The organism is Deltaproteobacteria bacterium (assembly GCA_022340465.1).
Classification (GTDB): domain Bacteria; phylum Desulfobacterota; class Desulfobacteria; order Desulfobacterales; family B30-G6; genus JAJDNW01.
Genome location: JAJDNW010000095.1, coordinates 1 through 5,381, shown reverse-complemented (window position 1 = coordinate 5,381; position 5,381 = coordinate 1). Strand labels below are relative to the sequence as shown.

Sequence of the window (5,381 nt, the reverse complement as noted above, 5' to 3'; positions counted from 1 at the left end):
CTGCTTCGACAATCCGGTGAACAGATCGATGTCATCGACGGCAATCAGTTGCGCGACAACATATTCCAGGTCTTTGACGAAACGTTTGCCATCACCAGCGTCCTGCTTTTGGTTGCACTTTTCATCGCGGCCATGGGCATCGTCACCACGCTCACCGTTTTAATTCTGGAACGAACCAGACAAATCAACACCCTGTTTGCCATTGGCGGCAGCCATCGGCAAATCCGCTCCATGGTTTTGTGGGAGGCGGTTTATATGGTAGTGATCGGTGAACTCGCCGGTTTGGTTTGCGGATTTATGTTATCCACCCTGTTGATCTTCGTCATCAACCGCCAGTCCTTTGGATGGACGTTTCTCTATCGTGTTGACTGGGGCGCCCTGGGCACATCCATCCCCCTTATCATTTTAGTGGCGCTGGGTGCTTCTTTACCCGCACTCAGGTTGATTTTTAAACAATCCCCGGCTGTCGTGTTGAGGGCCTGACAGTGAAGCGAATCATCCATACAGGGCGTATGTTGTTCAGCCTGGGGCTGATTTTTTGCACCATTTTCGCGGGGGGCGGCATCTATCCGGGCCGGCTCACCGTATCGGCCTGCGAATTTCTCTCTGTCGAGGGGCCCTGCCGCTTTTCATTTCCGGCCGATCACGGATCCCACCCGGGGTTTCGTACCGAATGGTGGTACTATACCGGCAACCTGGAAAGCGATGACCGTAAAACGTACGGTTTTCAGCTGACATTTTTCAGGATTCAAACCCGCCCGACTTGCAAAAGCGATGATTGGCCCGAGCGGCCCTCTGCATGGCGTACGAACCAGATCTATTTCGCGCATGCGGCCCTCACCGATGTGGCTGCGCGGCGGCACCATCAGGCCCAGGCGGCCGCTCGAAATGCGCTGGGAATGTCCGGTGTTTCCCAAGAGCGCGATCGCACCACCATTTTTCTCAAAAAATGGCAGGCTGTCATCGAACCCGGGCAACAGCTTCTGGCGGCCCAAGCCCCTGATTTCGGTTTCGAGCTGCAGCTGTCACCCCTCAAACCACCGGTGGCTCACGGGCGGGACGGCTACAGCCGCAAGGGATCATCACCCAACAGAGCCAGTTGCTACTATTCGTTTACCCGCCTGGCAACCGAGGGCCGCATACGCATCGGCGATAAAGCCATCCCTGTCCGGGGATTGAGCTGGATGGACCATGAATACAGCACCGCCCTTCTAGAACCCGGCATCGTCGGTTGGGACTGGTTCAGCCTGCAGCTCAGCGATCAAACCGAAGTGATGATGTTTCTGCTGCGTAAGGCCGACGGCACCCGCCACCCGGCCTCCAGCGGTACGATGGTTCTTTCCAGCGGGGATACCCTACCCCTCGGCCACGATCAGTTCAGCATTCAGGTTCAAGACCAATGGCTGAGCCCGGCTACCGGAACGCGCTATCCTGTGCGCTGGAATATCCGCATTCCCGACTTCGACCTGGAATTGGACGTTCGATCGGCTGTTGCCGACCAGGAAATGCAGACCCAGGCAACCACGGGGGTTGTCTATTGGGAGGGTAGTGTCACGGCCGAGGGTACCAAGCATGATCGGCCTATTAGCGCAAAAGGGTACGTGGAAATGACCGGGTACGGCAAGAAATTCGATGCACCCATGTGAAGACCCATTGTGAAAGGTTTATCTGCCGGCCGATCTATGCTAACCATACCCGGTAAATGATACAAATCAGCAGCGAAGGCAGGCAGTGCCTCGTCAAAGGGTCTTTTCTCATACCTTGGGCTCTGCGGGCGGTCGTTGATGTGAACCATGGTGGGGGGACATATGGCTGAGCGAAATTTTTTTGCAGTTGGCGCCATAGCGGTGATTGTTTTGATTCTTTTGAACGGCTGTTATCCCAAACGCGTGGGACCGGCAGGCCCTGACGGCAAAGCGCTGACCTGGTCTGAAATGTCGATGGCCCAGCGCAAGGTGCACATGCGGCAGGTGGTCCTGCCGCGGGCCGCGGCCATCTTCCGCGAATGGCGCCCGGATCGTCATGCGCAAGTGGACTGTTCCTTGTGCCATGGCCAGGGAGCCGTGAGTGAAGATTATGCCATGCCCACCGATCACCTGCCCCGGCTCAGCGGCGAGGTTCTATTGGGGCCGGAATTCGAGCAATACCCGGACACCACCCGGCTGAAACTCAACCGGCTGGTACCGGAAATGTCGGATGCGTTAGGCCTGAAAAGCTTCAGCATCATAACCCGCAGGGGATTCGGTTGCTACTCATGCCACCTCGGTCCCACCGGGCCCATGTTCGGCAACTAGCGGCCACCTCAATTAAAACCATCGAACCATTTACAATAGGCCCTTGTTTTTCAAGGCGTGGATGCACAAAAACGTCTTCCATTCCGTGTCACGGCAGCCCCAGGTACCATTCCTGCTTTGGGTTTCAAGCAGTCGTGGAAAAGCGCGTTCAAGCTGGGCCTCGGCTTCTGGTGAATTCAAATGGGCCAGGGCGTTCACGGTCTGATAGAAGGGCAGATGGTTTCCCCACTCACCATTTTCCTTCTGCATTCCTGCATATATATCGACGGCCTCGGTGGTTAAGGCTTCATGGGCATATACGGGATGTACCACCAGGGCACGGAAGATATTGTGCAAGGATGCAATGTCACGGAAAAGGTATTCCTTGATGAATTCCTCCTCATGTAGCTGCTTGTAAACAGCCAGTACCGCCGGGTCATTTTGACGGTTGAAAATACTGCACAAAAAAAGTGTGGCCCCGGTCAAAAGCATTTCCGAGCGGCTCGGAGCAAAGGGCAATCCCTTTAATTCAGTATATTCGACCTCAGGGCCGTGCCGGTTGTCGACCTCTCCTAAGACACGTTGCATTTTATGGAAAAGCCAGTTCAGGGCATCCTCGATCCGGTCATCGGCCGAGCGCACGGTGAGATGGAGCCCGAAAAGCGCGCTAATGGTTGCCATGGTGGTTTGCTGCCAGGATCCATCCGGCATTTGGCCAGCGAATAGCTTTTCAACGACCTCCTGAAAATCTGTTTGCCACCCAGGCGTATCCGCCTCACCCAGCCATTTTTGGCGCGCATAAAGCCCTGCCGGCGTTTGACTGCCGCGAAACACTTGAAATGGGTCATGACGAAGTTTCATCTAAAACCGATAGCCCACTGATAGAAATGCAAAGTTGAACCAGGCAAAGTTGTAGACCGTATCATTGTCGGCCCCGCCTTCCAGTATGCGGTAGCCGCCACCGGCATACCAGCGGTCGGTGATATCGTACTGCAGCTTGACGGCCACATCGAAAGCCCTGCCAGGACCGCCGGCAAGGCCTTCAAAATCAAGCATGGCCGCCCAACGCTCTGCGAACATCCAATCCGCGGCAAAGCTCAGCAGGGGAACAACGCCCACGTTGCTGTCGGAGGCTTTTATGCCGTTTTGCTCCAGCTCGATTTTTGCATCGCGCAACAGCAGTGCAGCACCGGCGCGAAGACGCCATGCATCTGTATTCAGAAATTGGTAGCGGTAGGTGAGGCGATAGGTGTCGAATTTATAATTTCCATCGGTTGACGTGTTGGCGGCAAACGTCTTACCGGCAAAGTCAACCGGCTCATCAAAGGTGCCGCTGCCAGTGACCCGCAAGGGGGCAGCCACGAATCTCAAGCCGTGGCGTTCCCGGATATTCCAGCCGAAAGAGAAACGCCCGACAGCATAGGGACCGCTGCCTGTCAGGTCTTTGAAGGAGAATTCTGTTCCACTGTCGCCTGGAATCTGCACATCGTTCATGGACTGCCACACTGGTCCGGCTTCAAGCTCCATATAAAAGGATTTAAGGTCGTTGTCGGCATCAGCCTGGGCTGCAACCGTAAACAAAACGGACAGGAAGATTATCATATTGATGATTGCTTTGTGGGTGGGGCATAGCATGTTGTCCTCCTTACGTTACGATTAAATTCAGGCGTATGAACAGATAACGTATTACGGGGCATTATCTATTATCCGTCATGCTGTTTATGCAACCTTGGGGTCTATTGAATGGAAACCGTTTACTCAGATGTTATTAATGTATTAGGATCATAGCCTTTTCCTGGCAGACGCTCCAGTATTCCCCGATAAACCGTTTCATCCATGACGGGCTCCTTGGAATGACAATTGACAGCAATGAGCTAACACGTTCGTAACCGGCTATACGAGCCACCTGGCAATGCGAAAACTGGAAGCGGCAACCACTGCGCACAGGACTACCCCCCACCCGATATCAACCACGACAACTTTCAAAGGCCAGCCTTTGATCAGGGCCATATTGGTCAAATCATAGGTGGCATAGGTGAAAAAACCGTAAAGTCCGCCCCACAGCAAGGCCCTTGCCAGGGATTCCCGCTCCAGTGCCGGGGATACAGCAAAAAAAAGAATCCCCATGATATATATCAGGTAAAAGCAAATTGCCGCGGGCCAGTTGACGTCTGGACTCAGAATGAAATCCAGATTGCTGCGGTAGAAGCGCTTTGCCACGTAACCCAGCCAAATGATATCCACCAGGAAAAAGACCGGTATCGTCAGGAAGTAGAGCTTTAGAAAAAACATTGCGTTCATTAAAACCCCCTAAGTGATAAGGTTTCTCGGGCCTGACACGTAACCATTACCCATTCTGCTTCTTCAAGTCAATTGTGCCGACCAAAATAATAGTTAATACCTATTAATAAAACATTATTATTTACTTATTGAACATCCTTTTTCTGAAGCTTACCTTTAAACAGCGAAAGGTGGATTTTACTGACACAGGACAGCCCTGACAGCCTGTATACCATATCGAAAGGAAAACGTATGAAAACAAAAGCATATCATGTGATTGCCTTGGTTGTAAGTGCCGTATTACTGTCGGGTATGGGCGCCTCCGCGGCTGAAATTGAGGGCGTGGTTTTCCAGGACAGCATCACGGTGGATGGGAAGGAGCTACCGGTGCGAGGGACGGGTTTATTCCGGTATCTGGGGTTCATAAAGGCCTATGTCGGGGCCCTCTACATGCCCGACGATATAAGCCCGGAGCGTGTCCTGGCGGACATACCCAAACGGCTCGAAATCGAATATTTCCATGCCATTAAAGGCGAAGATTTTGGTGCGGCAACCAATAAGATACTGTCTCAGAACCTGGACGCAGCAACACTGGAACGACTCATGCCGCGGGTTGAGCTGCACAACAACCTTTACCGCGATGTAAAACCGGGGGATCGATATACCTTAACCTACATGCCAGGCAGGGGTACTGAACTGGCATTGAATGGAGAGCCATTGGGTATGATCGAAGGAAAGGATTTTGCCTCGGCCATTTACGCCATGTGGCTGGGCGATAAACCCATGAACAAGTCTTTCAAACGCCAGTTGATGGGGGTATGATGGATA

General features: G+C 53.1%; 7 protein-coding genes. 4 read left to right on the top strand and 3 right to left on the bottom strand.

Annotated elements, in window-relative coordinates; all coding sequences use genetic code 11:
- The 3 genes from LJE94_14105 to LJE94_14095 form a co-directional block, all read left to right on the top strand.
- On the top strand, window positions 1-483 hold a 483-nt coding region (locus tag LJE94_14105), incomplete at its 5' end, for an FtsX-like permease family protein (protein ID MCG6911241.1).
- 2 nt (window positions 484-485) lie between these two features.
- Window positions 486-1,646, top strand: coding sequence for a carotenoid 1,2-hydratase (locus LJE94_14100; protein ID MCG6911240.1), 1,161 nt, complete (start codon window positions 486-488; stop codon window positions 1,644-1,646).
- Between the two features lie 162 nt (window positions 1,647-1,808).
- A complete protein-coding gene (locus tag LJE94_14095) occupies window positions 1,809-2,294 on the top strand; it encodes a hypothetical protein (protein MCG6911239.1) in 486 nt (161 codons plus the stop codon).
- 30 nt (window positions 2,295-2,324) lie between these two features.
- Here LJE94_14095 and LJE94_14090 read toward each other — a convergent pair whose 3' ends face one another.
- The 3 genes from LJE94_14090 to LJE94_14080 form a co-directional block, all read right to left on the bottom strand.
- Window positions 2,325-3,134 (bottom strand): hypothetical protein, encoded by an 810-nt coding sequence (locus tag LJE94_14090; GenBank protein MCG6911238.1) that lies wholly within the window; start codon window positions 3,132-3,134, stop codon window positions 2,325-2,327.
- Window positions 3,135-3,908 carry a hypothetical protein gene (locus LJE94_14085; protein ID MCG6911237.1) on the bottom strand — a complete coding sequence of 258 codons (774 nt, stop codon included), beginning with the start codon at window positions 3,906-3,908 and terminating at the stop codon, window positions 3,135-3,137. It lies immediately after the preceding gene.
- Between the two features lie 258 nt (window positions 3,909-4,166).
- The gene (locus tag LJE94_14080; GenBank protein MCG6911236.1) at window positions 4,167-4,574 is read right to left on the bottom strand and encodes a DUF2177 family protein; all 408 of its coding nucleotides are present in this window, start codon (window positions 4,572-4,574) and stop codon (window positions 4,167-4,169) included.
- A 231-nt stretch (window positions 4,575-4,805) separates the two neighbouring features.
- Between LJE94_14080 and LJE94_14075 the strand changes: the two genes are divergently transcribed.
- Window positions 4,806-5,375, top strand: a complete 570-nt coding sequence (locus LJE94_14075) for a chalcone isomerase family protein (protein MCG6911235.1) — start codon at window positions 4,806-4,808, stop codon at window positions 5,373-5,375.
- The last annotated feature ends 6 nt before the right edge of the window (window positions 5,376-5,381 follow it).